Source organism: Pseudonocardia xinjiangensis (assembly GCF_050948425.1).
In the GTDB taxonomy this organism is placed as follows: Bacteria; Actinomycetota; Actinomycetes; order Mycobacteriales; family Pseudonocardiaceae; genus Pseudonocardia; species Pseudonocardia xinjiangensis.
Window position 1 is genome coordinate 4,261,155 of record NZ_CP192009.1, and the last position, 25,260, is coordinate 4,286,414.

Sequence of the window (25,260 nt, forward strand, 5' to 3'; positions counted from 1 at the left end):
CGTTCAAGCCACGCGGCCCGGACCGGCCCTACTGTCCACTTCATGAGCATTCATCCCACTCTTCGTTACGACGACCCGCGTGCCGCGATCGCGTTCCTGACGAGCGCACTGGGCCTCGTGCAGCAGCAGATGTACACCACCGACGACGGCACCGTCGCCCACGCGGAGCTGAGCTTCGGCGACGGCGTCGTCCTGCTCGGCACGCGGGCCGGCCGGAGTGATCCGTTCGACACCGGCCGCGCGGTGCTCTACCTCGTGGCCGATGGGGCCGACGTCGTCGACGCGCAGCACGAGCGGGCCGTCGCCGCGGGAGCCGAGGTGGTGCAGGAGCTCGTCGACCAGCCCTACGGCTCCCGCGAGTTCGCGGTGCTCGACCCCGAGGGGAACATCTGGACGGTGGGCAGCTACCGGCCGGTGGTCAAGCCCGCGGACCAGGGGTGACCGATCCGCTCGCGCGCCTGCGAGCGCTGTGCCTGGCGCTGCCCGAGGTGACCGAGAAGGTCAGCCACGGCGAGCCGACGTGGTTCGTCCGCAAGACGTTCGTGATGTACGCCGACCGGCACCACGACGACCGGGTCGCGTTCTGGTGCGCGGCACCACCGGGCGCGCAGGAGGCGTTCGTCGCCACGGCCCCCACCCGCTTCTTCCGGCCGCCCTACGTGGGTGGCCGGGGCTGGCTGGGGGTCTACCTCGACGTCGACGACGTGGACTGGCCCGAGATCGGCGAGATCGTCCTCGACGCCTACCGGGCCGTCGCCCCGAAGAAGCTCACGGCGCTGCTCTAGGGTCGGCGGGTGCCGGATCTCCCGACCGTCGAGCTTCCCGGTGGACGGATCGAGTACGACGACGTGCCGGCCGGCTCCGCCCGCGGCGAGCTCGCACCCCTGCTGTTCCTCCACGAAGGTCTCGGGTCCGTGGGGCTGTGGCGCGGCTTCCACCAGCGCGTCGCGGCCGCCACCGGACGCCGGGCGGTGGCCTACTCCCGCTTCGGTCACGGGTACTCCGACCTGCCCCGGGAGAAGCGGACGCCGCGGTTCATGCACGACGAGGCCGCCACCGTCGTCCCGGCGCTGTGCTCCGCGCTCGGGCTCGAGCGCCCGGTGCTGGTCGGGCACAGCGACGGCGCGTCGATCGCGCTGCTGCGGGCCGCCGCGGCCCCGGGTGACGTCGCCGGGCTGGTCGTGCTGGCGCCGCATGCGTTCGTGGAGGACTCCGGCCTCGACGGGGTCGAGCAGGCCCGGCGCGCCTACACCCAGGGCGACCTGCGCACCCGCATGGCCCGCCACCACCGCGACCCCGACGCCACGTTCTGGAACTGGAACGACGTGTGGCGGGGCGACGCGTTCCGCGACTGGGACATCCGGCCCGAGCTGTCCGCGATCATCTGCCCCGTGCTCGCGGTCCAGGGCACGGCCGACCCGTACGGCACCGTCGCCCACGTCGAGGCGGTGCGGGACGCGGTAGGCGGGCCGGTCGAGCTGCTGGTGCTCGACTGCGGCCACGCCCCCCACCTGGAACGACCCGACGTCACGGAGCAGGCCGTGGTGACGTTCCTCGGCACCGTGGCGACGTAGGCCCCCACGCTCAGCCCGTCAGCCGCGCCAGCCGGGCGAGCGCGGCGGCCACGGCGTCCGGGTGGGCAGGCAGGAGCGGCAACCGGACCGCGGGGGTGGGAATCCGCCCGGTGTCGTGGAGCACGGCCTTGAGCACGGTCGGGTTGGGCTCCGCGAACAGCGCCGCGGACAGGTCGGCCAGCGCTGCACCCTTGCGCCCGGCGACCGCATCCCCCGCCCTCCACGCCGCGACCATGTCCACGAACCGCGTGGTGCACAGGTGTGCCGACGCGAGCACCCCACCGGCCGCTCCCATCGCCAGCAGCGGGGCCACCACCACGTCGTCACCTGCCAGCACGGCGAACCCCGGCGGCGGGTCGGCGAGCAGTGCCACCGTGTCGGCGTCCACCGAGCCGACCGCCTGCTTGACCCCGGTGACCCCCGGCAGGGAGGCCAGTTCGCGCAGCGTGGCGGCCGACAGCGGCCGGCCGGTGCGACAGGGGACGTTGTAGACGACGAGCGGCACCGGGCTGGTCCGGACGAGCTCCGCGAAGTGCGCGACGACACCCGCTTCGGTGGGCCGGGTGAACGGCGGGACGGGTACGAGCGCCGCAGCGACCTCGGGCCACTCCACCAGCTTGCCGAGTGCGGCGGCACTGCCACGGGTGTCGGTCGTGCCCGCCCCGACGATCAACGGCGCCCCGGCACCGCGGCACACCGCCGCACAGACCTCCACCACCGTGCGGCGCTCGGCGTCGTCCGGGGAGGCAGCCTCTCCCGTGGTGCCGAGCGCAACGATCCCGTCCGCCCCGCACTGCAGGACGTCGAGGGCCAGGCGTTCCAGCGCTGCGGTGGCGACGTCGTCGTCGGAGGTGAACGGGGTGACCAGCGGGACGAACAGGCCGCGGAGATCCATGGGCCCATCCTCGCGAGCAGAACCCGTCACGTCGTGTTCGCGTTTCCGGCGCAAACCCTAAGCTCAGCTGATGCTCGACGTCCGCCGGCTCCGGCTCCTGCGCGAGCTGGCCCATCGCCACACGATCGCCGCCGTCGCGGCCGCTCTTTCCTACACGCCCTCCGCGGTGTCGCAGCAGCTCAGCAGCCTGGAGCGGGAAGCCGGTGTCCGGCTGCTGGAGCGCTCGGGTCGCTGCCCGGAGAGGACGACCCGCTCGGCCGATGGCGTGACGCCCCGTGGATCGTGGCACCCACCGCCACCCGCTGCGGCACGATGACCCTCCGGGCCTGCGAGGGCGCCGGGTTCCGCCCGCACGTGCGCCACGTCGTCGACGACTTCTCGACAGTGCTGGCCCTGGTCGGGGTCGGATGCGGAGTGGCGCTCGTCCCGCAGCTGGCGGCCTCGGAGCCCGCTCCGGGCGTGGTGCTCACCCCGGTTCCGATCAAGCGCAGCACGCTGGGCGCCTGCCGCCGGGGCTCGGGCACCCACCCGGCGATAGCGGCGTTCCTGCAGATCGTGACCCGCCGCCGCAGTTCGGAGCCGTAGTGCTGCGTGCGGCCCGTCCCGGCAGCCTTACGGCTCCGAAGATCGGAGGGACGCACGCACGGCGGAGACCAGGCCCCGGGAGTCGTCCGCGTAGAGGCACACCGTCGTGACCTCCGCGGAACGGTCCCCCGGCAGGGCGACGGCGACGGGCCGGGCCAGCTCGATCTCGACGGTGGTCTGCCCGCCGACCAGGACGAACAGCCGGCCGCCGTCGGTCTGCACGGACCGGGACCCGGGACGGCTGCGGCGGACGTGCCGGACGCCGGCGACCGCGTCCCAACCGATGTGCACGTCGAGGCTCGTCCCGTGCCGGATCCGGAGGGCTGACGGTCCGGCAGCATGGGGGTGGACGGTGACGGCGGCCAGCATCCCCAGCATCATGATCGTTCCCCAGACTCCGACGACGAGCAGCACGAGCCGCAGCCCGGGCCACGGGAGCAGCAGGTCCAGTGCGACGACCTCCAGAACCGAGAGGCCGGTCATCACCAGCATCGGCGCCAGCAGCGGGCCGCGGTAGGGGAAGGGCGTGTCCCCCGGCGCGAGATCCGGGCGGCGCAGCAGCCAGCGGGCGAGGCTGCGCCAGCTCCCCGCCTCGAACCGCACAGCGCGTCGGGCGAGAGCCGTCACCGCCGTACGGCCGCGCGGGTCACCGGTCGACGCCGTGGTCGGCTCGCTGTTCACGGGGCGGGTCACCAGGTGACGGGCAGGGCGGCCGGTCCGGAGTCGACGAAGCCGTGGATCCACGGGATCTCCTCCACCGGTCCGTGCAGGCGCAGCCCGGGCAGCTGCGCGGCGAGGACGCGCAGCGCGGCCCGGATCTCCACGCGGGCCAGTGCGGCGCCGAGGCAGTGGTGCGGGCCGCGGCCGAAGGCGATGTGGGGGTTGGGGCGGTCGGGGACGAACCGGTCGGGGTCGGGGAAGCGGGCCGGGTCGCGGTTGGCGGCCTCGAGCCGGGCCAGGACCATGTCCCCGGCCGCGACGGACACGCCAGCCAGCTCGACGTCCTGGTGGGCCCACCGCGGGAGCGCCTCGCCGGTGACACCGGACTGCTGCCGCAGCACCTCCTCCACCACGGCGTCCAGCCGGTCCGGGTGGGCGGCGAGGACCGGGAGCTGCCCGCCCGTGACGAGGTGGATGGTGGCCACGGACATCCCGTTGCAGGCGCTGAGGTACCCGGCGCTCACCAGTGTGGTGACCATGGCGACGAGCTCGTCCTCACTCAGCAGCTCGTCGTGCCCGGGCCGGGCGCCGTCCTCGTGCACGCCGACCAGCGCGCTGATGAGGTCGTCACCCCGGTCGGCCCGCCGGGCGGCGACGAGCGCGGCGGCGTAGTCGGTGAGGGCCGTCCACGCCTGCTCGATGCCCGCCGCGTCCAGCTCGCCCGCGGAGGCGGCGGCCACGTCCACGGTGAGGACCGCGTCGGCCCACTGCCGCAGCTGGGCGCGCTCGGACACGGGGATGCCGACCAGCTCACCGATCGTGCTGATCGACAGCGGGGCCGCGACGGCGTCGACGAGGTCGGCGGGCGGGCCCGCCGCGGCCATGGCGCCCACGTACCGGTCGGCGAGGGCCTCGATGCGCGGGCGCATCGCCTCCACCCGCCGCGGCGTGAAGGCCGCGGACACCAGGCGGCGCAGCCGGGTGTGCGGGGCGCCGTCCTGGAACAGGGTGTGGTTGCCGGGGTGGCCGCCGCCGGGCGGGGCCACCCCGAACCGCGGGTCGGACAGGACGGTGACCGCAGCGTCGTACGAGGTGACCAGCCACGCCGGCGTCCCGTCCGGGGTGGTCACGCGGGTGACCGGCTCGCTCTCGCGCAGCACCGCGTAGGCCGGGGGTGGTCGCAGGAGGTCGGGGCGGTCGAGCGGCAGGTGTCGGATGGTGGTCGTCATCGAGCTCCCCTGGAAAGGTTTTGCAATACACCTGCAACGTAAAGCGCGAGAGGCTCGGAGTCAATACGACTGCACTGTGAAAGACTGTCGCGGTGCCGAAGAAGGTCGACCACCAGGCCCAGCGGGCCCTGATCGCGGATGCCCTGATGCGGGTGGCCGCCACCCGGGGCCTCGAAGCCGTGAGCCTGCGACATGTGGCGACCGAGGCCGGCGTGTCCACCGGCATGGTGCAGCACTACTTCCGCACCAAGGACCAGATGATGATCTTCGCGCTGGACATGGTCAGCGCCGGCGTCCAGGCCCGGCTCGCCGCCGAGACGGGCGACCAGGACGTCGCCCCGACGCCCCGGGACCTGGTGCGCGGGCTCCTGCTCCAGATGCTGCCCCTGGACGAGCAGCGCGCCACCGAGGGCAAGGTGGCGCTGGCCTTCCTCTCCTACGCCGCGGTCCGCCCGCACGTGGCCGCGGAGCTGCGGGAGAACACCGCGCAGATGCGGGCCTTCTTCGCCGACCAGATCCGGGCGACGAGCCCGGCCGAGCGCGGGGTCGATCCGGAGCTCGCCGCCACCGCCCTGCTCGCGCTCGTCGACGGGCTGGGCGTGCACGTCCTCGGCGGCCACTACTCCCCCGACGCCGCACTGGCCGCACTCGACCAGTACCTCGACAGCGTCCTGCCGGCCGAGGCGACTGGTCCGCGGCCACGAGCCGACCGAACGATCACCCCACCGGCGCCACGTACGGTCGGACCATGAACGTCGAGCTGCGCCTGCGCGAACTGGGCATCGAGCTCCCCACCCCCCTGGGCCCGGCCGGGAACTACGTGCCGGCCGCCCAGGTGGGCGACCTGGTGTACCTCTCCGGGATGGGCCCCGTGCGCCCGGACGGGAGTTTCGTCGTGGGCAAGGTCGGCAACGGCGGCCTGGACCTGGACGCCGGGCGCGAGGCCGCCCGCCTCACCGGCCTGCAGCTCCTGGCGGCGCTCCGGGCCGAGATCGGCGACCTGGACCGGGTCCGGCGGGTGGCGCGGATCTTCGGCATGGTCAACTGCGCCCCCGGCTTCAACCGCACGCCCGCGGTGATCGACGGCTGCTCCGACCTGCTGGTCGAGGTGCTGGGCGACGCAGGCCGCAGCGCACGCTCCGCGGTGGGGATGGCGGAGCTGCCGTTCGACATCGCGGTGGAGATCGAGGCCGTGGTCCAGGTGAGCGCGTGACGGGCGGCCCGCGGGTCAGTCGATGACCGCGGTGGCCTCGACCTCGACCAACAGGTCCGGCTCCCCGAGCGCCGCCACGCCCAGCAGCGTGATCGGCTTGACCGGGTCGACGCCCAGCTTCGCGGCCGCCCGGCTGACACCCTCTCCCAGCAGCGGCATCTTGTCGGGCGTCCAGTCGACGACGTAGACGGTCAGCTTCGCCACGTCGTCGAAGGACCCGCCGACCCCGGCCAGTGCGGTGCCGATGTTGAGGTAGGCCTGCTCGACCTGGGCGGCCAGGTCTCCCTCGCCGACCCGTCGCCCCTCGCCGTCGCGGGCCACCTGACCGGCCACGAACACCAGCTTCGAGCCGGTGGCGACCGACAGCTGGCGGTAGACATCGGGTTTCGGCAACCCGTCGGGGTTGATCAGCGTGACGGCCATGTGCACTCCTCGACATCGGGGCTTCAGCAGGCCCCCAAAACATATCAGTGTTATACATTGTGATGCCGTGGCGCGGAGGGGAGACCCTGCGATCCGCGCCGGTCAGGTCGCCGTCCACCCGCTCCATCGGACCGGGGTGATCACCAGCAGCGAGCCGGCGGGCGGCACGGCGGCGTAAGGGCGGTACTTGGCCCGCAGCGCGGCGAGCGCGCGCTCCCGCAGCGGCCCGGTCTCGTGGATCTCGGCCGTGCCGTCCACCCGGACCCACCACAGCGTCGACCAGTCGTCGTCGTAGTGGTCGACGACGAGCCCGACGCGGGGGTCGCGGCGCACGTCGTCGAGGCGCGCGAGCCGGCTGCTGCGTTTGGGCTTGACCTCGTCCACCACCGAGCAGACGAGCCCGTCCACGAGCGCGAAGGTGATCGGCACCAGCCGCGGGGTGCCGTCGGCCCGCAGTGTGGCCAGCCGACCGACAGGAGCACCCGCGAGTCTCGCGCGCTGCTGCGCCGCGTCGAGGGCGGGCACTCAGGCCGCCGCGCAACGGTGGGTCATCGCTCCAGTGTCGCTGGCGACGGCCCGGACGGCGCGGCAGCTGTCGTGTTTCAGCTAGATCAAGAGTCCTTGTGCACCATGGTCACACCGTCTGTATACATACTACGTTCACCCGACCGAATGAACGGCCGGAGGTAGAACGATGGGGCTCAGCCTGATAGCACGAAGGATCCGGGGACGGGGGGCGGCGGCACTCGCGATCGCGCTGGCAGCGGCCGTCGCCGTCGGTTGCGCGCCGGTGCAGCAGGCCGCCGGGCCGGCCGCGGCGCCGGCCACCGACTCCTTCGGCACCCCCGCCGATCCTGCCGCCGTGCAGCAGGGCGGCACGCTCGTCATGGCCCTGTCGGCCGAGCCGGACATGCTCGACCCGACGCAGTCCCGCTCGCTCTACTCCCGCTACGTCTTCCAGACGATGTGCGAGAAGCTCTACGACCTCGACCAGAACACGCGGATCGTCCCTCAGCTGGCCACCGCGCTGCCCACGATCTCCCCCGACGGGCTCACCGTCACCATCCCGCTGCGCGAGGGGGTGCGCTTCGCCGACGGAACGCCGATGGACGCGCAGTCGGTGGTCACCACGTTCCAGCGCAACCTGACGATGGCCGGGTCCGGTCGCAAGAGCGAGCTCGGGCCCATCACGTCGGTGGAGGCGCAGGGCGCGAGCTCGGTGGTGCTCCATCTCTCGGCGCCGTTCGCCCCGCTGACCTCGGCGCTCGCCGACCGGGCCGGCATGATCATGAGTCCGGCGGCCCTGCAGCAGCTCGGCGACAAGTTCGGCACCGCGCCTGTGTGCGTCGGGCCGTTCAAGTTCGAGAAGCGGGTGGCCCAGAACTCGATCGACGTGGTGCGCGACCCGAACTACTACGACGCGGCCAAGGTGCACCTCGACCGCATCACCTACCGGATCATCACCGACGCCAGCATCCGGGCGGCCAACCTGCAGTCCGGTGACGCCCAGGTGGCCGACACGCTCTCCACCCAGGACGTCCCCGCCCTGCGCACCGCCGCGGGCATCCAGGTGCTGCAGTCCAACTCGCTGGGCTACCAGGGCATCACGTTCAACGTCGGCAACGTCTCGGGGCTCGGCAACCCGGTGGGCGACGTCGGCACGCCCCTCTCCCGGGACCCCCGCGTCCGCCGGGCGTTCGAGCTCGCGGTGGACCGTCAGGGCCTCGTGCAGGCCGTGTTCGGCGGCCTCTACACGCCGACGTGCTCGCCGATCAGCCCGGACACCGAGTTCACCAGCGACGCCGCCCAGGCCTGCCCACCGCACGACCCGGCCGCCGCGCGCGCCCTGCTGCAGGAGGCGGGTGTCCCCGTTCCCTACAAGATCACGATGATTGCGACGAACACCCCCGACGTCCTGCGGCTGGCCCAGGCCCTGCAGGCCACCGTGGCCGACGGTGGGTTCGACCTGCAGATCCAGCCGGTGGAGTACTCGGCGCTGCTCGACCAGCAGGACCGCGGGGACTTCGAGATGCTCCAGCTGGGGTGGTCGGGGCGGATCGACCCGGACAACAACATCACCAACTACCTCAGCACCGACGGCGGGCAGAACGTGGCCGGCTACAGCGACGCGGCGCTCGACGCGCTGCTCACCAGGGCGCGTACCAGCACCGACCAGGCCGAACGGGTGCGGCTCTACGGCGAGGCGGTGACGGCCATCCACGCCGCCGACCCGATCGTCTACCTGTACCGCATCCGCAACTTCACCGGCGTCACCGCCAAGGTGTCGGGGGTGCAGGTCTTCCCGGACGGCGTGGTGCGGCTCGCCTTCGCCGGCCTGACCCGCTGACGGGAGCCGGTCCGGAATGCGGTCCTACCTGCTCCACCGGCTGTGGCAGTCGGCGGTGACGCTGGTGCTCGCCACGATCGTGGTGTTCCTCGGCGTGCGCGCGCTGCCGGGCGACCCGGCGCTCGCGTTCGCCGGGGAGGAACGTGACCCGGCGTCGCTCGCGGCGATCCGCGAGCGGCTCGGCCTCAACGACTCGTTGGTCGTGCAGTACGGGAAGTTCGTGCTCGGAGCGCTGCGCGGCGACCTCGGCACCTCCACCCGGACCGGGATCCCGGTCTCCACGATGATCGGCACCGGCCTGCCCGTCACGATCGAGCTGTCGCTGCTGGCGCTGCTGGTGGCGATCGTGCTGGGCGTCACCACCGGTGTGGTGGCCGCCGTCCGGCGCGGGCGCCCCGCGGAGTGGTTCGCCAACGCGCTGGCGCTGCTCGGGCTGTCGGTGCCGAACTTCTGGCTCGGCCTGATCGCGATCCTCTACCTGGCGGTGGGCCTCGGCCTGTTCCCGGCGTCGGGCTTCGTCCCGTTCGGGGAGGATCCGGTCGCCAACCTGCACCACCTCGTGCTGCCCGCCCTCGTGCTCGGCACCGGGATCGCGGCGATCGTGATGCGCCAGACCCGGTCGGCGATGCTCGAGTCGCTCGGTGCCGACTACATCCGCACGGCGCGGGCCAAGGGCGCATCGCCCCGCGCGGTGATCGGCCGGCACGCCCTGCGCAACAGCCTCGTCGTGGTGGTGACGGTCGTCGGGCTGCAGCTGGGCATCCTGATCTCCGGGGCCGTCGTCACCGAACGGATCTTCGGGCTGCCCGGGTTCGGGAAGATGACGATCGACGCGGTGTTCCAGCGCGACTACCCGGTCATCCAGGGCGTCGTCCTCGTGACGGCGGCCGCCTACATCCTGATCAACTTCCTGGTCGACGTCGCGTACTCGCTGATCGACCCGCGGATCCGCGTGGCGGGAGGACAGTCATGACCGCGACCGAGATCGTCACCCCGCCGGCACCGGACCCGGGTGCCACACCCCCGCGGCGCCGCGCCGCCCTGCGCAGGCTGCGGCGCAGCCCGCTGGGGATCGCCGGGTTCGCGGTGCTCGCCGTGGCCGTGCTGGCCTCGGTGCTCGCCCCGGTGCTCGCGCCCTACTCGCCCGCCCAGGTGCACTTCGACGCGCCGTTCCAGATCCCGGGCACCGTCGGCTTCGCCCTCGGCACCGACGACCTGGGCCGCGACGTGCTGTCCCGCATCCTCTTCGGGCTGCGGGCGTCGCTGGAGGTGGGAGTGCTGGCCGTGGCGCTCGCGCTGGTCGTCGGAGTCCCGCTGGGCCTCGCGGCGGGCTACTTCCGGGCCCTCGACGCGGTGATCTCCCGCTTCACCGACCTCATGCTCGCCTTCCCGTTCCTCCTGCTGGCCGTCGGCCTCGCCGCCATCCGCGGCCCGAGCCTCGGCAACGCGGCGCTGGCACTGGGCATCTCCCAGATCCCGGGCATGATCCGCGTCGTCCGCTCCGAGACGTTCCGCCTGAAGAACCTCGACTTCGTCGCGGCGTCGCTGGTGGACGGGGCGAGCGACGTCTGGGTGCTCGGCCGGCACGTGCTGCCCAACGCGCTGTCCGCGGTGATCGTGCAGGCCACCGTGGCCATCCCGCAGGCGATCATCGGGGAGTCGGTGCTGTCGTTCCTCGGGCTGGGCATCCAACCGCCCGACCCGAGCCTCGGGACGATGCTCGCCGACGCCCAGCAGTACGCCGCCCAGGCGCCGTGGACCGCCGTCGTGCCCGGCCTGGCGATCATGCTGGTGGCGCTCGCGTTCAACCTGTTCGGCGACGCCCTGCGCGACGCTCTCGACCCGAGGAGCTCCCGGTGACGGCACAGGGCGAGCCCGTTCTCACGGTGCGCGACCTGCGGGTCACGTTCCGGACCGACGACGGGCCGGTGTCCGCCGTCGACTCCGTGTCGTTTGACGTCCGGCCGGGCGAGGTGCTCGCGGTGGTCGGCGAGTCGGGGTGCGGCAAGAGCGTCACCGCGATGAGCATCGCGGGGCTGCTCCCCCCGTCGGCGACCGTCACCGGCTCCGTACGGCTGCGCGACCAGGAGCTCGTCGGGGCCCCCGAGCCGACGCTGCGTACGGTGCGCGGCGCCGAGGTGGCCTACGTGTTCCAGGAGCCGATGACCTCGCTGAACCCCGTGTTCACCGTGGGCAGCCAGATCACCGAGACCCTGCGGATCCACCAGAAGCTCTCGCGGAAGCAGGCGCTGGCGCGGGCCGTGGAGCTGCTCGCGCTGGTCGGGATCCCGTCCCCCGCCTCGCGCGTGGGGGCCTACCCGCACCAGTTCTCGGGCGGGATGCGGCAGCGGGTGATGATCGCGATGGCGCTGGCCTGCGACCCCGCGGTGCTGGTGGCCGACGAGCCGACCACGGCGCTCGACGTCACCGTGCAGGCCGCCGTCCTCGACCTGCTGCGCGACCTCGGCGCCCGGCTCGGCACGGCGATCGTGCTCATCACGCACGACCTCGGCGTGGTGGCCGACATCGCCGACCGCGTGCTGGTGATGTACGCGGGGCGCGTGGTCGAGACCGGCCCGACCCAGGAGCTGTTCGACGCCCCCCGCCACCACTACACGCTGGGCCTGCTCGGCGCGGTGCCGACCGCGGGCCGTCGCGCCGCGGGGGGACGGCTCCAGGAGATCCCCGGGCTGGTGCCGGTGCTGCACGAGCAGCCCGACGCCTGCACGTTCGCCGAGCGGTGCCCGGCCGCCGACGAGCAGTGCCGCGCGGGCGCGCCCGCCCTGGAGCCGCGCGACACCGACCCGACCACCCACCGGGCCGCCTGCTGGCATCCGGCAGACGCCCTCCTCACGAAGGGACGGTAGGACGATCACTGACCTCGAGGAGCACCCGGCCCGGGAACAGGGCCAGGAGCCTGCCGCCCTGGAGCTCGACGACCTCGTGATGCACTTCGGCCCCGTGCGGGCCGTGGACGGCGTGAGCCTGCGGATCGAACGCGGGCGGGTGCTGGCACTCGTCGGCGAGAGCGGGTCGGGCAAGTCGACCGTCGGCCGGTGCGTCGTGCGGCTGCTGGCGCCGACGTCCGGCACCGTGCGGCTGGCGGGCACCGACGTCACCCACCTCAGCCGGCGCGCGCTGCGTCCGCACCGGCGTGAGGTCTCCATCGTGTTCCAGGACCCGGCCAGCTCGCTCGACCCGCGGCTGTCGGTCGGCGACATCGTGGGTGAGCCACTGCGGCTGCTCGGGCTGGCGAGCTCGCGGCGCGAACGGGAGACCCGCGTGGGCGACGCGCTGGAGCAGGTGGGGCTGCGGCGGCAGGTCGCGCAGCGCTACCCCCACGAGATGTCCGGGGGGCAGCGCCAGCGGGTGAGCATCGCCCGCGCCCTGGTCTCGTCACCGCGACTCCTGGTGGCCGACGAGCCCACCAGCGCGCTCGACGTCTCGGTACAGGCCTCGGTGCTGAACCTGCTCGCGGACCTGCAGCGCGACCTCGGGTTCGCGTGCCTGTTCATCACCCACGACCTGTCGGCGGTGGAGTACCTGGCCGACGAGGTGGCCGTGATGTACCTGGGCACGCTGGTGGAGCAGGGTTCGCGCGAGGCGGTGTTCGACTCCCCGTCCCACCCGTACACGCAGGCGCTGCTCTCGGCCGCGCCGCTGGCGAACCCCCGCGAGCAACGGGCGCGCCGCCGGGTGCTGCTCTCCGGCGAGATCCCCTCGCCCACCGCCCCTCCCCCGGGCTGCCGGTTCCACACGCGGTGCCCGGTGGCCGTCGAGCGGTGCCGCACCGAGGTGCCGCTGCTGCGCACCACCGCGCTCGGTCAGGTGGCCTGCCACCTGGTGGCTGACGACGGCAGCGGCCCCGACGTGCGGCAGCAGCAACCGGTCCCGGTCGGAGAGGGCTGAGGGGCGCTCGGACCGTCCCGGAGGGCAAGCTGGGCGCCGTTCGCCGGCGTCCGTCCGCACGGCTCCACAGGAGGCAGCACATGACCGAACCGCAGGTGCTCGACGTCGCCGAGTGGTCCCGGTTCGAGATCCACCTCGACGGCAGGCTCGCCGGGTTCGTGGCGTACCGCACCAGCCGGGGAACGATCACCTTCACCCACACCGAGATCGACAGCGCCTTCGAAGGGCGGGGCCTGGGCAGCACGCTGGTGCGGGGCGCGCTCGACGCGGCGCGGGCCCGCGGCCTGGCGGTGCTGCCCCAGTGCCCGTTCGTCCGCGGCTGGCTCCAGAAGCACGAGGACTACCTGGACCTGGTGCCGGAGGGCGAGCGCCCGCGCTTCGGTCTCTGATACCGACCAGCACCGGGTCGTCCTCGCAGAGCGAGCGTGCTCCTCGCAGACCCCCCGGCATCTGCGAAGAACCCAGAGCCCCTGCGAGGACGTCAGGGGACGGGGGCGCGGCGCGGCTGATCGCTCCGAGATCCACGTGTCGGCCCCGCGCGGGACCAACAGCCGCATCTCGCGACGATCACTCCGCCCCGCCCGCGAGTCGCCCGTTCCTCGCCCGCGAGTCGCCCGATCCGCGCGCACCCACCCAGGGACCCCACGACGAGAACGGGCAACTCGCGGGCCCAAACCGGGCGACTCGCGGCACCAGGGTCGTCCTCGCAGGCGCGACGACACCGGGGACGAGCTGTTCACGTTCGAGATGTCCGTGAAGATCCGCCGGGGACACTGAGCGGTCGGACGCTGCACCGAGGTGGCACCCGCCGCGGCACCCGGCGCCCGGCGGGGTCGGCTGCCACCTCACTCGGGGACGGAACAGACGCGACGGCGGTACGGTTGTCCTCCAGTAGTTGCAGACACAACTTCTTCGGAGGACCTCATGCCCGCCGTCACCGTCGCCGACGTCACCGCCCTGCCGCGCGTACCCGAACCCGGCGCCGCCGCCGTCGACCGGCGGGTGCGCTCCGTCACCACCGCCCCGTCCGGGTTCGAGGGCGAGGGGTTCCCGGTCCGACGGGCCTTCGCCGGTATCGACCTACGCGACCTCGACCCGTTCCTGATGATGGACCAGATGGGCGAGGTCGAGTACGCCCCCGGCGAGCCGAAGGGCACCTCCTGGCACCCCCACCGCGGGTTCGAGACCGTCACCTACATCATCGACGGCACCTTCGAGCACGCCGACTCCCACGGCGGCGGCGGGCTGATCACCAACGGCGACACGCAGTGGATGACGGCGGGGGGTGGCCTGCTGCACATCGAGCGGCCGCCGGAGTCCCTCGTCATGAGCGGCGGCCTGTTCCACGGACTGCAGCTGTGGGTGAACCTGCCGAAGGCCGACAAGTGGCTGGAGCCCCGGTACCAGGACCTCCGCGCCCGCGAGTCGGCCCTGCTCACCACGTCCGACGGCGGAGCCCTGATCCGCGTGATCGCCGGCGAGCTTGCCGGGCACGCCGGGCCGGGGTCCACCCACACCCCCGTGGCGATGATGCACGCCACCGTCGCGCCCGGCGCCACCGTGCGGCTGCCCTGGCGGCGCGACTTCAACGCACTCGTCTACGTGCTGTCCGGGGCCGGTGCGGTAGGCCCGGAGAAGCAGCCCGTGCGCACCGGGCAGGCCGCACTCTTCGGTCCCGGCGACACGATCACCGTGTCGGGCAACGAGAAGCAGGAGTCCCGTCTCGCCGGCCTGGACGTGATCTTCCTCGGCGGGCAGCCGATCCGGGAGCCGATCGCCTGGGCCGGCCCGTTCGTCATGAACACCCGGGCCGAGGTGCTCCAGACCTTCGAGGACTACCAGAAGGGCAAGCTGGGCGTCGTTCCCGCCACGTACGTCCCGCACGGTGCCGCGGGCGGCAACGCATGACCGAGCCCCGGCCGGCGTGATTCCCCGCGCCACGGATCGTCGGTTCGTCGGGGGGCCTCCGTAACCTTGACGCGTGCTCGCCGTCCACGCCCTCTGGTCACCCGGCCGCGGGGTCCTGCTCTGGGCCGAGGACGGCGCGCGTCCCACCACCTCGTCGAGCCGCTCGCTGCGGTCGGCACGCCCCCACCCGTTCGCGGCGCCGTCGTCGGCGCTCACCGCGCTCCACCCGGGCAAGCCCGCCACCGTCACGCTGCTGCTGCCCTCCCGGCCCGGCGGCCCGCTCGCGTCGCCCGAGCTGGTGCGCAGCGGCGGGCGTGGCACCCCGCCGCGGGGCGGCCCGGTGCTGCGCGCCTGGTCGGTGCCCGCGCTTGCCATCGACGTCGCGGAGCTGGACGACCCCGCCGACGAGGTGCGCTACGGCGCATCGGTGACCCACCTGCGCGCCGTGGCGGAGCTGGCGGCCGATCTCGCCGCGCGCGGCCGCGTGCTGCCCACCCTCGTCCGGCACGGTCCGCACGCGTTCGCGCGGTGGCGCCCGCTCGTGCAGGGCCTCGACGCCGTCACGTTCGACGCGCTGGTGGCCGCGCTCCCGCCGGTGGGGCGCGCGGAGGCGGTCGGCTCGGCCCGCGGCCAGCAGGCCGGGGCCGATCCGCGCGCGCTCGTCAGCGACGCGCTGCACGCCCTCACCGACGCCGCCGTCCGCGACCGGCTGGCCCGCGCACCCGAGCCGCTCACGGTGCTCCCACCGCGGCTCGGGCGGGCGCCCCGGGAGCTCCTGGCGGCGGAGTCCTGGCTCGCCGCCCTGCTCACGCCCGACGGGCGGGTCGGTGGCGACCGCGCTCTGCCGGCCACGGAGCTCACCGCCCTCGCCGGCGCCGTCGCGGAATGGGACGAGTTCGGCGCCACGGCCGGCGGCGAGGGCCGCGCGTGCTTCCGGCTCACCGAGATCAGCACCCTGCACGACCCTGCCGACCCGGCACCCGACGCGCTCGACCAGACCGGCGACGGCACGCGCTGGGTGCTCGACTTCCTCCTGCAGTCCACCGCCGACCCCAGCCTGCTCGTCCCGGCCGAGCAGGTCTGGTCCGGCGGTGCCGACCGGCTGATCGCGCAGCCGCAGGAGCTGCTGCTCGCCGAGCTCGGCCGCGCTTCGCTGGTGCTCCCGGCGCTGGCCACCGCGCTGCGGCAGGCCCGCCCGTCCGGGCTCGACCTCGACGTCGAGGGCGCCCACCACTTCCTCACGGCGGGGGCCGCGCTGCTCGTCGAGGCCGGGTTCGGGGTCCAGCTCCCGGCCGGCTGGGACGGCTCGCGCCGGGTCGGGCTCGCGCTGAGCGCGCGCAGCACCCCGGCCGACCGCGTGCTCACCCGCAGCGGGCTGGGCCGCGAGGAGCTGGCCGACTTCCGCTGGTCGATCGCGGTGGGCGACGACGAGCTGTCCGAGGAGGAGATCACCGAGCTGGTGGCCACCAAGGCGCCGCTGGTCCGGCTGCGGGGCAGGTGGGTGAGCGTCGACGCCGAGCGGCTGCGCGCCGGCCTGGAGTTCCTGCGCCGGGCCCGCATGCGGCGCGCCGACGGCGCGCCCACCGCCGCCGAGGTGCTCGCGCTCGCCCAGCGCCACCCCGACGACTGGGAGAGCGACGCGGACCACGGCGCGCCGCTGCCCGTCACCGCCATCCACGCCGACGGCTGGATCGGGGCGCTGCTGGCGGGTGAGGTCGAACGCACGATCACCCCGGTCGAGCCGCCCGCAGGCTTCCGGGCGCAGCTGCGCCCCTACCAGCAGCGCGGCGTCTCGTGGCTCGCGTTCCTCTCCACCCTCGGGCTCGGGGCGTGCCTCGCCGACGACATGGGCCTGGGCAAGACGGTGCAGCTGCTGGCCCTGGAGGCGCTCGAACGCTCCCAGCAGGAGCGCGGCCCCACCCTGCTCGTCTGCCCGATGTCGCTCGTCGGCACGTGGCAGCGCGAGGCCGCCCGGTTCGCCCCCGACCTGCGGGTGCTCGCCCACCACGGGCCCGGCCGCCGCCACGGCGCGGAGCTCGAGGCGCAGATCCGCGAGGCCGACCTCGTGGTCACCACCTACGCCACCGCCACCCGCGACGGCGACGAGCTCGCCGCGCTCGCCTGGCGCCGCCTCGTGCTCGACGAGGCCCAGGCCGTGAAGAACAGCAGGGCGTCGCACGCGCGCGCCGTGCGGCGGTTCGACGCCGAGCACCGCGTGGCGCTCACCGGCACGCCCGTGGAGAACCGGCTGGCCGAGCTGTGGTCGATCATGGACGTGCTCAACCCCGGCCTGCTGGGCTCGGCCGAGAAGTTCCGCGCCCGCTACGCCATCCCCGTGGAACGCCACGGCGACACCGAGGCCGCCGCGTTGCTGCGCCGCGTCACCCGGCCATACCTGCTGCGGCGGCTGAAGACCGACCCGAGGATCATCGACGACCTGCCCGACAAGATCGAGGTCACCCAGCACTACCGGCTCACCCGCGAGCAGGCCTCGCTCTACCGCACGGTCGTCGACGACATGATGGAGAAGATCGCCGACTCCCGCGGCATCGAGCGCCGCGGCAACGTGCTGGCCGCGATGGCGAAGCTCAAGCAGGTCTGCAACCACCCGGCCCAGCTGCTCCACGACGGTTCGCCGGTCGGCAGGCGCTCCGGCAAGATCATTCGGTTGGAGGAGATCCTCGCCGAGATCCTCGACGAGGGCGACCGCGTGCTGTGCTTCACGCAGTTCACCGAGTTCGGCCACATGCTCGTGCCGCACCTGGCGGCCCGCTTCGACACCGACGTCGCGTTCCTGCACGGGGGCACGCCGAAGAAGCGCCGTGACGAGATGGTCATGCGCTTCCAGGCCGGTGAGGGGCCGCCGGTCATGCTGCTCTCGCTCAAGGCGGGCGGCACCGGCCTCACCCTCACCGCCGCCAACCACGTCGTGCACCTCGACCGCTGGTGGAACCCCGCCGTGGAGAACCAGGCCACCGACCGCGCGTTCCGCATCGGCCAGCGCCGCAACGTCCAGGTGCGCAAGTTCGTGTGCCCCGGCACGGTCGAGGAGCGCATCGACGACATGATCACCAAGAAGAAGGCGCTGTCGGAGATGGTGGTCGGCGACGGGGAGGGCTGGCTCACCGAGCTGTCCACCGACTCGCTGCGCGAGCTGTTCACCCTGGGCTCGGAAGCGCTCGAGGAGACCGTCGAGGACACCGACGATGCCTGATCCCGATCCGTTCTGGTGGCGCGACGCCGAACCCACCCGCCCGCGCCGGGTCGAGGGCGGCATCCAGATCAACAGCACCCGCGGCCCGGTGGCGCGCACCTGGTGGTCGCAGCGGTTCCTCGGCGTGCTGGAGTCGCTCGGTGTCGGCGGCCGGCTCTCGCGGGGCCGCAGCTACGCCCGGGCCGGCCAGATCATCTCCCTCGACGTCGACGCGGGCGGGGCCGTCGCCCAGGTGCAGGGCTCCCGGCCCCAGCCGTACAAGGTGCGGGTCGGTATCCCGGCCTTCGGCAAGGCGGAGTGGGCAGCGGTGGCGCAGGCGCTCGCCGACGACGCGTCGTACGCCGCCACGCTGCTGGCCGGCGAGATGCCCCGCGAGATCGAGACGGTGTTCGAGGCCGTCGGGATCTCGCTCTTCCCCGCCGGCAACCGCGACCTCGCGATGGACTGCAGCTGCCCCGACCACGCCGTCCCCTGCAAGCATCTCGCCGCGGTGTTCTACGTGCTCGCCGACCGGTTCGACACCGATCCCTTCCAGATCCTGGCGCTGCGCGGCCGCGACCGCGAGACGCTCCTGGAGGACCTCCGCGCCCGCCGCACCGCCGCAAGCCCGCCCGCGACGTCCGACGGGGTGCCCGCGCTCGCCGACGTCATGCACGAGTACTGGAGCGCGGGGCCCGGGCTCCCGGAGCGGCTGACCGGCCCCCGCACCCCACCCGACGCGCTGCTCGACCAGGTGCCCGAGTTCACCGTCGACGTGCGCGGCCAGCGGGTCGCCGACCTGCTGCGCCCGGCCTACCGCGCCCTCGCCGGGTACGACAGCACACCCCCCACTGCACCCTGACGAGCCCGCGGGACCCGTGATCGCCGCGAGATGCGGCTGTTCGCCCTCCGGAGGGCTGACGCACGGATCTCGCGGCGATCAAGCGCCGCCGGAGCGCGGAAAGCGGGCGACTCGCGCGCCAAAAATGGGCGACTCGCGGGCGGAAGGCGGGCGACTCGCGCGACGAAAGCGGGCGACTCGCGGGCGTCAGCGGAGCGACTCCAGCTGCGCGGCGAGGGCGAGCAACCGCGACTCACCCCCGGGCGGGGCCACCAACTGCACGCCGATCGGCAGGCCGGTGGGATGGACCCCGGCGGGCACGGACATCGCCGGGAAGCCCGCGAGGTTCCAGGGGGTGACGAACGCGCTGTGCAGGGCCTGCGGGAAGTTCGCGAGCCACGACTTGCGGTGCCACGGCTCCGCCTTCGCGGGCAACGCCTGCAGCATGGGCGTGACCAGCACGTCGTGCTCCGTGAAGAACTCCCGCGCGCGGGCCGTCCACTCCTGCCGGCCGCGCTCGCGGACCAGCCCCGCCCTGCGCACGACGCGCCCGATCCGCGCGTGGGCGCGGGTGCGGCGCTGGAGCCGGTTGCGGTCGAACTCCTCCGCGTGCTCGGACGGACCCGCGAACCATCGGGCGGCGGTGGCCGGCAGCTGCCCCGACCCGTACGACGGGGTGGCTTCGCTGACCAGGTGGCCTGCCGTACCGAGCAGCTGCGCCACCTGCGTTGCGACGGCGGTCAGCTCGTCCGGCGCCGCGCCCCCACCCGGGACCTCGGTGGAGACGGCCACCCGCAGCGTGCCCGGCTCCGTGAGCTGCGCCAGCGCGGGCCGTTGGGCGAGCACGGAGAGCACCAAGGCCGCGTCCGCCGCGGTGGTCGCGAGCACCCCGTGGGTGTAGAGGCCGCAGAAGAGGTGGGCGTCGGAGGCGGCGACGACACCCGCGCCGGGCATGATCCCGACCAGCCCGCAGATCGCGGCGGGCCCGCGGATCGAGCCGAGCGCGTCGGATCCGTGCGCCACCGGCACCATGCCGGCCGCGACGGCTGCGGCGGCGCCTCCCGACGATCCGCCGGCCGTGTACGCCGGTACCACCGGATTGCGCGTGATCGCGTCGGGAGTGTCGGTCATCGGCCAGTGACACAGCTCGGGGACATGGGTCAGCCCGACCATCACGGCACCGGCGGCGCGCAGCCGGGCGGCGATCTCCCCATCGGCCGCCGCGACCTGCCGCGAGCCCGCCTGCGAGCCCCAGCCCACGTACTCACCGGCGACGGCCGTGACGTCCTTCACCGCGATCGGCACCCCGGCCAGCGGGAGGTCCGCGAGGTCGGGCCGCTCCCCCACCGCCCGCGCCTCGGCCGCTGCCTCTGCCGTCCGGACGCGCCGGAACGCGCCGACCGCCGCGTCGCCCGCGGCGATCCGGCCCAACGCGTCCTCGGTGACCCGCACGGGGTCGAGCGACCCCGCCCGCACCGCACGGGCCACCTCGACAGCAGTACCCACCATGAACTGACGTACGTGGGCGGCATGCGCCCGGTTCGACAATCCTCATGATCATGTCTCGCCGGTCCGCGCCACTCCCGACCAGGCGCGGTACGAAGGCAGGGTGTCCGACACCCCGCATCTCGCCACGCTCGCCGTCCACGCCGGGAACGCCGTCGACGCCGGCACCGGAGCCATCCGCCGTCCGCTCGTCATGGCCAACTCCTATGCCCTGCCCGAGGACCCGTCCGAGCTGAGCTGGTCCGGCACGGGCACGCCGCTCTACACCCGCAACGGCGGCGCCAACCAGGGCTGGCTGGAGGAGAAGCTCGCCGCGCTCGACGGCGGCACGACCGCGGTGGCGCTCGCCAGCGGGATGGCCGCGCAGCATGCGGTGTTGTTCGCCGCGCTGCGCTCGGGCGACCACGTGGTCAGCTCCGACACCACCTACGTGGGCACCTACCGGCTGCTCACCGAGCTGCTCCCGGCGAAGTACGGGATCACGGCCACGCTCGTCGACTCCTCCGACCCCGCCGCAGTGGCGGCGGCGATCCGGCCGGAGACGCGCCTGGTGCACATCGAGACCCCGGCCAACCCGACCACCCGGATCACCGACGTGGCCGCGGTCGCCGAGGTCGCGCACGCCGCCGGGGCGCTGCTGTCGGTGGACGCGACGTTCGCCACGCCGGTGCTGCAGCGCCCGCTCGCGCTGGGCGCCGACGTCGTCGTGCACTCCCTCACGAAGTACGTCAACGGCCACGGCGACGCGATGGGGGGCGCGGTCATCGGCGGCGGCGAGGCCGGCACCGCGCTCGTCGAGGACGTCCGCCGCGAGGCCATGGTCAACGTGGGCGGGGTGATCAGCCCGTTCAACGCCTGGCTGATCATGCGCGGCTCGGTGACCCTGCCGATGCGGATGCGGGCCCACTGCGCGGGGGCGATGGCGGTGGCCCGGTTCCTCGCCGACGACCCGCGGGTGGCCTACGTGGCCTACCCGGGCCTGCCGTCCCACCCGCAGCACGCGCTGGCCGCCCGGACGCTGGACGGCGGGTTCGGCGGGATGCTGGCGTTCGCGGTGCGTGGCGACGGCGCGGCGCAGAACAGGTTCGTCGCGGCGCTGCGGCTGATCACCTCGGCGGTCTCGCTCGGGCACGACGAGTCCCTGATCGTGCACGTCTCCGGCGACGACGAGCGGGCGCGTCACTACCCCGAGGAGTTCCGCCGCTACGGCCACCTGCGCCTCTCGGTGGGCCTGGAGGACCCCCGCGACCTGACGGCCGACCTGGACCAGGCACTCGCCACCGTCGCCAGGGCGGCGACCTGACCCGCGACATGGACACATGTCGCTGTTCGGCAGGGGCTTCGGACAGCGTCAGGTGACCATGTCGCGGCTGATCATGATGCAGGCGCGCGTAGCGTCACTGCCGTGAAGGTGCGCATCGGGATCGGGTCACTGCCACTCGCATCCGGGCCGGGTCCCGGTCCCGAGCTCGCCGAGCTGATCGACGAGCTGGAGACCCGCGACATCGACTCGCTCTGGCTCGCCGACACGGCGTCCGCCCCGACGATCGATCCCGTCGTCGGCATGGCGTTCGCCGCGGGCCGCACCCGCAACCTCAAGCTGGGCACCGGCGTACTGGTGCTCCCCGGGCGCAACCCCGCCCTCGTCGCCGCCCAGCTGGCGTCACTGGCCGCGCTCGCCCCCCGGCGGATCCTGCCGGCGTTCGGGGTGCGGTCGGCCACCCCGGCCGACCGTGGCCTCTACCCGGTGCCCGACGGTGCCCGGGCCGCGCTGTTCGACGAGGCGCTCACGGTCGTTCGCCGGCTGCTCAGCGAGCCCCGCGTCACCCACCACGGGCGCTTCTTCCATCTCGACGACGCGTCCGTGGCCCCGTTGCCCTCCCGTCCGCTCGACCTGTGGCTGGGCGGCCGCGCCCCCGCCGGGCTGCGCCGGATCGGACGGCTCGCCGACGGCTGGCTCGGCAGCGTCGTCACTCCGGCGGAGGCCGGGGACGCGCGGGCCGAGATCGAGCGGGCCGCCGAGGAAGCGGGCCGGGAGATCGAGCAGGACCACTACGGCACGAACATCGCCGTCGTCCCGCCCGGCGCCGCCGACTCCGACGTCGACGCGGCACTCGCCCGCGTGACGCGGCGGCGCTCGGACATCGACCCGGCGCTGCTGGTGCCCCGCGGCTGGGACGAGACCCGCGAGCAGGTGCGCCGGTTCGTCGAGGTCGGGCTGACGAAGTTCGTGATCCGCCCCGCGGTGCCGATCGCGTCGTGGCGCGGGTTCCTCGACCAGTTCAGCGCCGAGCTCGGCGGCCTGGAGGCCGAGCTCAGCTCCTGAGCGCCCGGCCCGGCTGACTATTCGGCCGCGAGGGGGACGGACAGCTGCCCGTTGCGCCGGGCGCGCCGCTCGAACCACAGGGTGGCGAGCGGCGGGATGCTCGCCACCAGCGCCAGTGCGGTGGTTGATGCGCTCCACCGGAACTCGCGCGCCACCATCAGGGTGATCACGACGTAGGCCAGGAAGAGCACCCCGTGGATCGGCCCGAACACGGTGACCCCGATGTCGTCGCGCACCACGACGTACTTGAAGAACATCCCGATCAGCAACCCGGCCCAGGAGCAGGCCTCGGCGATCGCGATGGCGCGGAAGACGAGGGCGCCCGTGGTCGGGGAGGAGAAGGCTGCCATGCCTTCACTCTGCCCGACGTCCTGCCCACTGCTTCTACCGGGTGTCGAAGGTAACCCGGCCTACGAGTCCCGGCCCCTCAGGTACTCCGGTGCCGGTGCCGCCAGCGGCACGACAGGAGTGCCGGCGAGGATGTCGTTCGCCGCCTTGTAGAACGTGCGGGCCGGAGCGCCACCGCCGAAGAGCGTGCCGCTGGAGCAGGTGCTGGGCGGCGACCCGTCACAGATCGGCCGCGGGTTCCTGGAGTCGTCGAACACGATGGCCGCGCCCGCGAGCTGGGGCGTGGCGCCGACGAACGCCGCGGACTGGAAGATCTGCGTGGTCCCCGTCTTCGCCGAGGTCGGCCGGTGCCAGTCCTCCGCCGAGGCGGCAGCGGCCGACGTGCCGCCGGGCCCGTCGTCCTGGCTGAGACCGTTGGCGAGGGTGTCGGCCAGTGCGGGAGCCACGGCCTGGTTGCACGCCTGCTCCTTGATGGGCACCGGGTTGCCGTTCTCGTCGGTCACGGAGTCGATCGGCGTGGGCGGGCACCACATGCCGTGGCTCTGCAGCGTCGCGTCGACGTTGGCCAGCTCCAGGTCACTGGTCGGGGTCACGCCGAGCGTGAAGGACGCCTGCTTCTCCGCCTTCACGGTGTCGGCGATCGACAGCGCGCCCGGCTGGTCGCTCACCGGGTCGTTGAGCGAGGTCATGCCGAGCCGCAGCGCCATGTCGACGATGGGCGCGATGCCGGTGCTCTCCTCCAGCTTGACGAAGGCGGTGTTCGGCGACTCGGCGAGCGCCTTGGTGAGCGTCAGCTGCGGGGCGAGGGTCTCCTCGGCGTTGTGCACCGGGATGGCGTGGCCCGACCCGTCCTTGTAGATCGGGGAGACGTAGCCGCTCGGCGGGACGTCGATCACCGAGTCGATCCCGATGAGGCCCTGCTCCATCGCCGTGGCGGCGGTGAAGATCTTGTACACCGACCCGGCACCGAGGTTCTCGGGCTGGAAGGGCAACCCGTAGCTGGACTGGCCGGGACCGTTGCCGTAGGTGCGGTTCGCCACCATCGCCGTGATCCGGTGCTGGGTCTGGCCCGGCTGCACGAACGAGAGCACGTCGGCCACGTGCGGTGTCGTCGGCGGCACCTGGCTGTCCACGGCGGCCTTGGCCTTGGCGAGCGCGTCGGGGTCGAGCGTGGTGCGCACCGTGTAGCCGCCGGAGGCGAGCTGCTCGGACGTGAACCCGGCCTGCTTCAGGTAGCGCACCACGTAGGCGCAGAAGTAGCCCGCGTCACCGGCGGCGGTGCAGCCCTCGTCCGGCACGTCCGCAGTGGGGGAGACGCCGAGCGGGGACGCGGTGGCCGCGGCCGCGTCGGCGTCGTTGATCGAGCCGAGCTGGTGCATCTGCTGGATCACCACGTTGCGCCGCGCCGTGGCGGCGTCGGGGTGCTGGACCGGGTCGTACTGGGTGGGGCTCTGCACCATCCCGGCGAGCAGGGCCGCCTCGGGGATCGTCAGCTGTGCTGCGGTCGTGCCGAAGTACACCTGCGCCGCGGCCGCGACGCCGTAGGCACCGTGCCCGAAGTAGACGATGTCGAGGTAGCGGGTGAGGATCTCGTCCTTGCTCAGCTCGTTGTCGAGCTGCACCGCGAGCTCGGCCTCGTGGATCTTGCGCGCGAGGCTGGGCGCGATGGCCGCCTGGCGCTGGGCGTCGGTGGTGGCCGCGACGTACAGCTCGTAGTTCTTCACGTACTGCTGCGTGAGGGTCGAACCGCCCTGCTGGGCTCCGCCGCCGGCGTCGTTGACCAGGGCGCGGACGGTGCCGACCGGGTCCACGCCGCCGTGCTCGAAGAACCGCCGGTCCTCGATCGCGACGATCGCCGCCTTCATCGCGGGTGAGATCTGCGCGCTCGTGGCGGGGAGCCGGAACTGGTCGTAGAGGTACGCGATGGGTTTTCCGGTCGAATCGGTCACCGTGGTGACATCGGGAGTGTTCCCGGCGAGCAGCGCCGCCGGCGCGACATTGACCGATCCGCTACTGACCTGCGCGGCCAGCAGGCCGATGCCACCGACCACGGGAAAGGACATCACGGCCAGTACCACGGCCGCCACCACGCCCAACACTGCCAAACGCGCGCTCTTGCGGGTAACACTCACGCACTACATCTACCAGGGGCGATGCTGCCCTTGCAGAGCCGGGACAGCGCGGCACGGACCTCCGAAAATGGATCACCCACCCGTTGCGGACAATTCACCGACAGGCACTCCGGGATATTCCTGGACTTCCCGATGGGGGCACACTCGAGAGGTCCCTGCTGGAGCAGAGGA

Annotated in this window: 25 protein-coding genes and 1 pseudogene; 18 read left to right on the forward strand and 8 right to left on the reverse strand. The window is 73.4% G+C overall.

The genetic code is table 11. The annotated features are described in order from the left end of the window. Nucleotides 1-42: 42 nt before the first annotated feature. Genes ACQPZA_RS20065 through ACQPZA_RS20075 form a run of 3 tightly spaced genes read left to right on the forward strand, consistent with a single transcriptional unit; the run spans nt 43 to nt 1,574 of the window. Nucleotides 43-441 carry a VOC family protein gene (locus ACQPZA_RS20065; RefSeq protein WP_433272656.1) on the forward strand — a complete coding sequence of 133 codons (399 nt, stop codon included), beginning with the start codon at nt 43-45 and terminating at the stop codon, nt 439-441. After that, on the forward strand, nt 438-785 hold the full coding sequence (locus ACQPZA_RS20070; RefSeq protein ID WP_433272658.1) for an MmcQ/YjbR family DNA-binding protein: 348 nt from the start codon (nt 438-440) through the stop codon (nt 783-785). Before ACQPZA_RS20065 ends, ACQPZA_RS20070 begins: the two co-directional genes overlap by 4 nt. Nucleotides 786-794: 9 nt before the next feature. Then, a complete protein-coding gene (locus tag ACQPZA_RS20075; RefSeq protein ID WP_433272660.1) occupies nt 795-1,574 on the forward strand; it encodes an alpha/beta fold hydrolase in 780 nt (259 codons plus the stop codon). 10 nt (nt 1,575-1,584) lie between these two features. On the opposite strand, the gene ACQPZA_RS20080 is transcribed toward ACQPZA_RS20075, so the two are convergent. Continuing rightward, the gene (locus ACQPZA_RS20080; protein ID WP_433272662.1) at nt 1,585-2,469 is read right to left on the reverse strand and encodes a dihydrodipicolinate synthase family protein; all 885 of its coding nucleotides are present in this window, start codon (nt 2,467-2,469) and stop codon (nt 1,585-1,587) included. A 70-nt stretch (nt 2,470-2,539) separates the two neighbouring features. On the opposite strand from ACQPZA_RS20080, the pseudogene ACQPZA_RS20085 reads away from it, so the two are divergent. Together ACQPZA_RS20085 and ACQPZA_RS20090 are read left to right on the forward strand one after the other, a co-directional pair. Continuing rightward, nucleotides 2,540-2,701 (forward strand): annotated as a pseudogene (locus ACQPZA_RS20085) (helix-turn-helix domain-containing protein); the annotation flags it as partial. Between the two features lie 80 nt (nt 2,702-2,781). Next, nucleotides 2,782-3,054: a LysR substrate-binding domain-containing protein gene (locus ACQPZA_RS20090; RefSeq protein WP_433272664.1), complete on the forward strand. Its 273-nt coding sequence runs from the start codon at nt 2,782-2,784 to the stop codon at nt 3,052-3,054. A gap of 27 nt (nt 3,055-3,081) precedes the next feature. Here ACQPZA_RS20090 and ACQPZA_RS20095 read toward each other — a convergent pair whose 3' ends face one another. Both ACQPZA_RS20095 and ACQPZA_RS20100 read right to left on the reverse strand, forming a co-directional pair. Beyond that, nucleotides 3,082-3,747 (reverse strand): hypothetical protein, encoded by a 666-nt coding sequence (locus ACQPZA_RS20095; RefSeq protein ID WP_433272666.1) that lies wholly within the window; start codon nt 3,745-3,747, stop codon nt 3,082-3,084. After that, the gene (locus ACQPZA_RS20100) at nt 3,744-4,943 is read right to left on the reverse strand and encodes a cytochrome P450 (protein ID WP_433272669.1); all 1,200 of its coding nucleotides are present in this window, start codon (nt 4,941-4,943) and stop codon (nt 3,744-3,746) included. Before ACQPZA_RS20100 ends, ACQPZA_RS20095 begins: the two co-directional genes overlap by 4 nt. Nucleotides 4,944-5,035: 92 nt before the next feature. Here ACQPZA_RS20100 and ACQPZA_RS20105 point away from each other — a divergent pair, with 92 nt between their 5' ends. Beyond that, the gene (locus tag ACQPZA_RS20105) at nt 5,036-5,695 is read left to right on the forward strand and encodes a TetR/AcrR family transcriptional regulator (RefSeq protein WP_433272671.1); all 660 of its coding nucleotides are present in this window, start codon (nt 5,036-5,038) and stop codon (nt 5,693-5,695) included. After that, nucleotides 5,692-6,156 carry a RidA family protein gene (locus tag ACQPZA_RS20110; protein WP_433272673.1) on the forward strand — a complete coding sequence of 155 codons (465 nt, stop codon included), beginning with the start codon at nt 5,692-5,694 and terminating at the stop codon, nt 6,154-6,156. Before ACQPZA_RS20105 ends, ACQPZA_RS20110 begins: the two co-directional genes overlap by 4 nt. A gap of 15 nt (nt 6,157-6,171) precedes the next feature. On the opposite strand, the gene ACQPZA_RS20115 is transcribed toward ACQPZA_RS20110, so the two are convergent. Together ACQPZA_RS20115 and ACQPZA_RS20120 are read right to left on the reverse strand one after the other, a co-directional pair. Continuing rightward, nucleotides 6,172-6,579 (reverse strand): RidA family protein, encoded by a 408-nt coding sequence (locus tag ACQPZA_RS20115; protein WP_433272675.1) that lies wholly within the window; start codon nt 6,577-6,579, stop codon nt 6,172-6,174. A gap of 102 nt (nt 6,580-6,681) precedes the next feature. Further along, nucleotides 6,682-7,104: a TIGR03668 family PPOX class F420-dependent oxidoreductase gene (locus tag ACQPZA_RS20120; protein ID WP_433272677.1), complete on the reverse strand. Its 423-nt coding sequence runs from the start codon at nt 7,102-7,104 to the stop codon at nt 6,682-6,684. A 169-nt stretch (nt 7,105-7,273) separates the two neighbouring features. Between ACQPZA_RS20120 and ACQPZA_RS20125 the strand changes: the two genes are divergently transcribed. The 9 genes from ACQPZA_RS20125 (at nt 7,274) to ACQPZA_RS20165 (ending at nt 18,798) form a co-directional block, all read left to right on the forward strand. Further along, complete coding sequence (locus tag ACQPZA_RS20125) at nt 7,274-8,926, forward strand: ABC transporter substrate-binding protein (RefSeq protein WP_433272679.1); 1,653 nt, start codon at nt 7,274-7,276, stop codon at nt 8,924-8,926. A 16-nt stretch (nt 8,927-8,942) separates the two neighbouring features. Beyond that, a complete protein-coding gene (locus tag ACQPZA_RS20130; protein ID WP_169397771.1) occupies nt 8,943-9,899 on the forward strand; it encodes an ABC transporter permease in 957 nt (318 codons plus the stop codon). Beyond that, nucleotides 9,896-10,786: an ABC transporter permease gene (locus tag ACQPZA_RS20135; RefSeq protein ID WP_169397772.1), complete on the forward strand. Its 891-nt coding sequence runs from the start codon at nt 9,896-9,898 to the stop codon at nt 10,784-10,786. Before ACQPZA_RS20130 ends, ACQPZA_RS20135 begins: the two co-directional genes overlap by 4 nt. Beyond that, nucleotides 10,783-11,793 carry an ABC transporter ATP-binding protein gene (locus ACQPZA_RS20140; RefSeq protein WP_433272683.1) on the forward strand — a complete coding sequence of 337 codons (1,011 nt, stop codon included), beginning with the start codon at nt 10,783-10,785 and terminating at the stop codon, nt 11,791-11,793. The genes ACQPZA_RS20135 and ACQPZA_RS20140 overlap by 4 nt, the downstream gene beginning before the upstream one ends. 79 nt (nt 11,794-11,872) lie before the next feature. Then, nucleotides 11,873-12,835 carry an ABC transporter ATP-binding protein gene (locus ACQPZA_RS20145; RefSeq protein ID WP_169397774.1) on the forward strand — a complete coding sequence of 321 codons (963 nt, stop codon included), beginning with the start codon at nt 11,873-11,875 and terminating at the stop codon, nt 12,833-12,835. An 80-nt stretch (nt 12,836-12,915) separates the two neighbouring features. Next, a complete protein-coding gene (locus ACQPZA_RS20150) occupies nt 12,916-13,224 on the forward strand; it encodes a GNAT family N-acetyltransferase (protein WP_169397775.1) in 309 nt (102 codons plus the stop codon). A gap of 535 nt (nt 13,225-13,759) precedes the next feature. Continuing rightward, nucleotides 13,760-14,743 (forward strand): pirin family protein, encoded by a 984-nt coding sequence (locus ACQPZA_RS20155; RefSeq protein WP_433272685.1) that lies wholly within the window; start codon nt 13,760-13,762, stop codon nt 14,741-14,743. A gap of 73 nt (nt 14,744-14,816) precedes the next feature. Next, nucleotides 14,817-17,957: an SNF2-related protein gene (locus ACQPZA_RS20160; RefSeq protein WP_433272687.1), complete on the forward strand. Its 3,141-nt coding sequence runs from the start codon at nt 14,817-14,819 to the stop codon at nt 17,955-17,957. After that, a complete protein-coding gene (locus tag ACQPZA_RS20165) occupies nt 17,950-18,798 on the forward strand; it encodes an SWIM zinc finger family protein (protein ID WP_433272689.1) in 849 nt (282 codons plus the stop codon). Before ACQPZA_RS20160 ends, ACQPZA_RS20165 begins: the two co-directional genes overlap by 8 nt. 186 nt (nt 18,799-18,984) lie before the next feature. Here ACQPZA_RS20165 and ACQPZA_RS20170 read toward each other — a convergent pair whose 3' ends face one another. Further along, the gene (locus ACQPZA_RS20170) at nt 18,985-20,286 is read right to left on the reverse strand and encodes an amidase (RefSeq protein WP_433272691.1); all 1,302 of its coding nucleotides are present in this window, start codon (nt 20,284-20,286) and stop codon (nt 18,985-18,987) included. A gap of 100 nt (nt 20,287-20,386) precedes the next feature. Here ACQPZA_RS20170 and ACQPZA_RS20175 point away from each other — a divergent pair, with 100 nt between their 5' ends. After that, a complete protein-coding gene (locus ACQPZA_RS20175) occupies nt 20,387-21,586 on the forward strand; it encodes a trans-sulfuration enzyme family protein (RefSeq protein ID WP_433272693.1) in 1,200 nt (399 codons plus the stop codon). A 102-nt stretch (nt 21,587-21,688) separates the two neighbouring features. After that, nucleotides 21,689-22,609, forward strand: a complete 921-nt coding sequence (locus ACQPZA_RS20180) for a TIGR03854 family LLM class F420-dependent oxidoreductase (protein WP_433272695.1) — start codon at nt 21,689-21,691, stop codon at nt 22,607-22,609. A gap of 17 nt (nt 22,610-22,626) precedes the next feature. Here the strand turns inward: ACQPZA_RS20180 and ACQPZA_RS20185 are convergent, their stop codons facing one another. Further along, nucleotides 22,627-22,959: a DUF3817 domain-containing protein gene (locus ACQPZA_RS20185; RefSeq protein ID WP_433272697.1), complete on the reverse strand. Its 333-nt coding sequence runs from the start codon at nt 22,957-22,959 to the stop codon at nt 22,627-22,629. A gap of 60 nt (nt 22,960-23,019) precedes the next feature. Further along, nucleotides 23,020-25,056 carry a transglycosylase domain-containing protein gene (locus ACQPZA_RS20190; protein WP_433282898.1) on the reverse strand — a complete coding sequence of 679 codons (2,037 nt, stop codon included), beginning with the start codon at nt 25,054-25,056 and terminating at the stop codon, nt 23,020-23,022. Nucleotides 25,057-25,260: the final 204 nt, after the last annotated feature.

What these genes read in the sequence shown, in the direction of transcription:
- ACQPZA_RS20065 (WP_433272656.1), top strand. Translation starts at nt 43, where the DNA reads ATGAGCATTCATCCCACTCTTCGTTACGACGACCCGCGTGCCGCGATC.
- ACQPZA_RS20080 (WP_433272662.1), bottom strand. Translation starts at nt 2,469, where the DNA reads ATGGATCTCCGCGGCCTGTTCGTCCCGCTGGTCACCCCGTTCACCTCC.
- ACQPZA_RS20090 (WP_433272664.1), top strand. Translation starts at nt 2,782, where the DNA reads ATGACCCTCCGGGCCTGCGAGGGCGCCGGGTTCCGCCCGCACGTGCGC.
- ACQPZA_RS20100 (WP_433272669.1), bottom strand. Translation starts at nt 4,943, where the DNA reads ATGACGACCACCATCCGACACCTGCCGCTCGACCGCCCCGACCTCCTG.
- ACQPZA_RS20110 (WP_433272673.1), top strand. Translation starts at nt 5,692, where the DNA reads ATGAACGTCGAGCTGCGCCTGCGCGAACTGGGCATCGAGCTCCCCACC.
- ACQPZA_RS20115 (WP_433272675.1), bottom strand. Translation starts at nt 6,579, where the DNA reads ATGGCCGTCACGCTGATCAACCCCGACGGGTTGCCGAAACCCGATGTC.
- ACQPZA_RS20125 (WP_433272679.1), top strand. Translation starts at nt 7,274, where the DNA reads ATGGGGCTCAGCCTGATAGCACGAAGGATCCGGGGACGGGGGGCGGCG.
- ACQPZA_RS20130 (WP_169397771.1), top strand. Translation starts at nt 8,943, where the DNA reads ATGCGGTCCTACCTGCTCCACCGGCTGTGGCAGTCGGCGGTGACGCTG.
- ACQPZA_RS20135 (WP_169397772.1), top strand. Translation starts at nt 9,896, where the DNA reads ATGACCGCGACCGAGATCGTCACCCCGCCGGCACCGGACCCGGGTGCC.
- ACQPZA_RS20145 (WP_169397774.1), top strand. Translation starts at nt 11,873, where the DNA reads ATGCACTTCGGCCCCGTGCGGGCCGTGGACGGCGTGAGCCTGCGGATC.
- ACQPZA_RS20150 (WP_169397775.1), top strand. Translation starts at nt 12,916, where the DNA reads ATGACCGAACCGCAGGTGCTCGACGTCGCCGAGTGGTCCCGGTTCGAG.
- ACQPZA_RS20155 (WP_433272685.1), top strand. Translation starts at nt 13,760, where the DNA reads ATGCCCGCCGTCACCGTCGCCGACGTCACCGCCCTGCCGCGCGTACCC.
- ACQPZA_RS20165 (WP_433272689.1), top strand. Translation starts at nt 17,950, where the DNA reads ATGCCTGATCCCGATCCGTTCTGGTGGCGCGACGCCGAACCCACCCGC.
- ACQPZA_RS20170 (WP_433272691.1), bottom strand. Translation starts at nt 20,286, where the DNA reads ATGGTGGGTACTGCTGTCGAGGTGGCCCGTGCGGTGCGGGCGGGGTCG.
- ACQPZA_RS20185 (WP_433272697.1), bottom strand. Translation starts at nt 22,959, where the DNA reads ATGGCAGCCTTCTCCTCCCCGACCACGGGCGCCCTCGTCTTCCGCGCC.